The organism is Sporomusa sp., from assembly GCF_035561255.1.
Lineage (GTDB): Bacteria > Bacillota > Negativicutes > Sporomusales > Sporomusaceae > Sporomusa.
On record NZ_DATMXX010000051.1, the window covers coordinates 1 to 2,802 of the forward strand.

The 2,802-nt window shown below is 44.0% G+C and carries 3 protein-coding genes; 2 read left to right on the top strand and 1 reads right to left on the bottom strand.

What is annotated here, in order from left to right:
* The first annotated feature begins 51 nt into the window (after positions 1-51).
* Together VN379_RS02825 and VN379_RS02830 are read left to right on the top strand one after the other, a co-directional pair.
* Positions 52-351 carry a hypothetical protein gene (locus VN379_RS02825; protein WP_325530579.1) on the top strand — a complete coding sequence of 100 codons (300 nt, stop codon included), beginning with the start codon at positions 52-54 and terminating at the stop codon, positions 349-351.
* Between the two features lie 294 nt (positions 352-645).
* Positions 646-1,338, top strand: a complete 693-nt coding sequence (locus tag VN379_RS02830; protein WP_325530581.1) for a TerC family protein — start codon at positions 646-648, stop codon at positions 1,336-1,338.
* Positions 1,339-1,348: 10 nt separating this feature from the next.
* On the opposite strand, the gene VN379_RS02835 is transcribed toward VN379_RS02830, so the two are convergent.
* Positions 1,349-2,614, bottom strand: coding sequence for a DNA recombination protein RmuC (locus VN379_RS02835; protein ID WP_325530583.1), 1,266 nt, complete (start codon positions 2,612-2,614; stop codon positions 1,349-1,351).
* Positions 2,615-2,802: the final 188 nt, after the last annotated feature.

Sequence of the window (2,802 nt, forward strand, 5' to 3'; positions counted from 1 at the left end):
CTTTTAGCCATGTATAATGGAAACAAAGAGCAATAAGGAGGAGATATAACTATGTTGGAAAAAAACATGCAGGTTTTAGCCGACGTTGCATCCCCTACAGGATTCCCTGCCAAGATCTTCTATGCTGGCCGGGGAGAAGGAGACCAATTTGGCCTGACACGGTTTCATGTAATGATCGATGATTTTTCCTACGGGATTTTTACTGTCCGTGGTGATTTCACCACACTTGAACAAGCCCGAGCAAGACTGCTTCAGCCCATCAGAGAAGGTATGAGCGAGACCGCCGCCGAATTTGCCGTGCGTCACCTGTGGGTGCATGTTGATTCCAACGAATACTATGCGCTTGGATAAAATTCTACTCTTGACAGCATACCCTTGGTCCGGTATAATGCATTTAATTGAATATCACTCCTAATCGTAGGGGAGTAACTACTAGATAACGTCAACATTCGGTGTCTGTTGGCATCTGGCGTTATCGTTGGTAATTGACCAATAGTGAGACCTTCGGTATGTATTTTATGCGTACCTGAGGTCTTTTTATTTTGTGCAGGGGAGGGGAAACAGTTAAAAATCCAACTGTCTACTGCAGTTTATAGTCTGTTGTCAAGCTGATAATAATACAATAGAAGAAATAGAGGAGGAAAAATGATGGAGTTTTTTGGTTCAATAGGACCCGAGTGGTTTATGGCTTTAGGAAGTATACTTTTGATTAACCTCGTATTAAGTGGTGATAATGCCGTCATTATTGCACTAGCTAGCAAAAACCTGCCAGTTGCCCAGCGACAAAAAGCGATTATATGGGGTAGCCTTGGGGCAGTTGTTTTAAGGATTATTCTGACGTTTGTAGCCGCATTTCTTTTGGAAGTTCCGTTTCTGCAATTTGTGGGTGGCTTGGCACTCCTGTACATTGCCATTAGCCTGTTAAGAGATGACAGCAAAGAAGGGGCGTATGGCGAAGCCACATCCTACCGTGAAGCTATCAAAATTATCCTGTTTGCTGACCTTATTATGAGTTTGGACAATGTGTTGGCTTTAGCCGCTATCTCACAAACTGTCCCCTCAGGCAAATACGGCCTAATTACCGTTGGACTTGCCACGAGCATTCCACTGGTTGTGTTCGGCGCTCAGCTACTCATGAAACTTATGGACCGTTTCCCGTCCATCATCTATATTGGAGCCGGTGTACTGGGCTACGCAGCTGCAGAAATGATTGTCAGTGACAAGGCGGTGGGACCGTACATCAGTGATTATTCTCTGCTGCTTAAGATTGGGCTAACCCTGGTCGTCGTTATTTCCGGTTATCTTATGAAATCCCGTACTGCAAAATGCAACAATTAAATGAGCCTTTTTATACTTCTGACTCGTCGCTGTCATGTTCGCCCAACAACTTACTTGCCTCAGGCACAGGTAACTGCGCTACATCCTTTAGTTTGCGTTCGATGGCGCGGGTACGTACTGTGGCGGCATCAAGCTGTTTGCTGGCTTGATCCAGTTTTTCTTTGGTTTTAGTGAGAACGTCACCGAATTTACCAAATTCAGTTTTTACAGCACCGAGAAGAACCCATACATCGCTGGAGCGTTTCTCAATGGCCAGGGTTCTAAAGCCCATTTGCAAACTATTCAATAGAGCAGCCAACGTCGTCGGCCCTGTGATGTTAATACGGTATTCACGTTGCAGACTGTCACACAGACCGGGGCGACGCAATACCTCAGCATATAGACCTTCTACGGGAAGAAACAAAATAGCAAAATCGGTGGTATTAGGAGGATCGATGTATTTTTCTTTAATAGTTTTAGCTTCTAGACGAATTCGAGCCTCCAGGCTGGCCCCAGCCGCCGCAACTAACTCGGCATTAGACATTTCCTGCGCTTCTAAGAGACGCAGGTAATCTTCCTGGGGAAACTTGGCATCAATTGGCAACCAAACTACCGTATCGTTACTGTCTTTGCCTGGTAACCTGATAGCAAATTCCACCCGGTCCTGGCTGCCATGCTTGGTAGCCACATTGACAGCATACTGTTCAGGTGTCAGAACCTGTTCCAATAGGGAAGACAACTGCATTTCGCCCCAGATTCCACGCGTCTTTACATTGGATAGTACTTTTTTGAGATCGCCGACTCCGGAAGCCAGTTGTTGCATTTCGCCCAGCCCTTTATGAACCAGCTCCAAGCGCTCACTCACCAACTGAAATGATTCACCTAATCGTTTTTCCAGGGTGGCATGTAGTTTTTCATCTACAGTTATGCGCATTTCTTCGAGTTTTTTGCTGCTGTCGCTCTGGATCGATGTGAGTTTTAACTCAACAGTTTCACGGAGTTTATCGAGTTTGTGCTCATTAATTTGAATAAGCCGGTTAAATTTCTGATCGTTAGCATTAGTAAAGCTATGCAATTGCATTGCTAACTCTTCGCGCAGAACTTTGGTATTATAAGTCAGTTCCTGACGGTTTTTTCCCAGTTCATCGCGCAGCATAACCTCCAGGCGTTCCTGGTTATAAGCCAGTTGCTTAAATGGTGCTAAGTCGGTCTGGCCGGGTTTATTAGCTTTTATCAGTAATAGCAGTAGGAAACTGCCGTTAATGATGAGTAAAAACAGCGTAAATATATCGTTCATCTGATGCACCATCCTTTGGTTTAGTAATAATTCATATTCAAGGCTGGCGACAACAAACCCTTTTATCAGTCAATAATGGCGGTTACGCTGGAATTAAGAAACAAACAGGAATTTTTTTGTGATAAATAGAAAATAATATTATGCTTAGGCATGTTACTATTTACATTAATTTGCCTAGGATATATATT

Bases quoted from the DNA above. Each gene is read 5' to 3' on its own strand.
- VN379_RS02825 (WP_325530579.1), top strand. From the start codon at position 52: ATGTTGGAAAAAAACATGCAGGTTTTAGCCGACGTTGCATCCCCTACA.
- VN379_RS02830 (WP_325530581.1), top strand. From the start codon at position 646: ATGATGGAGTTTTTTGGTTCAATAGGACCCGAGTGGTTTATGGCTTTA.
- VN379_RS02835 (WP_325530583.1), bottom strand. From the start codon at position 2,614: ATGAACGATATATTTACGCTGTTTTTACTCATCATTAACGGCAGTTTC.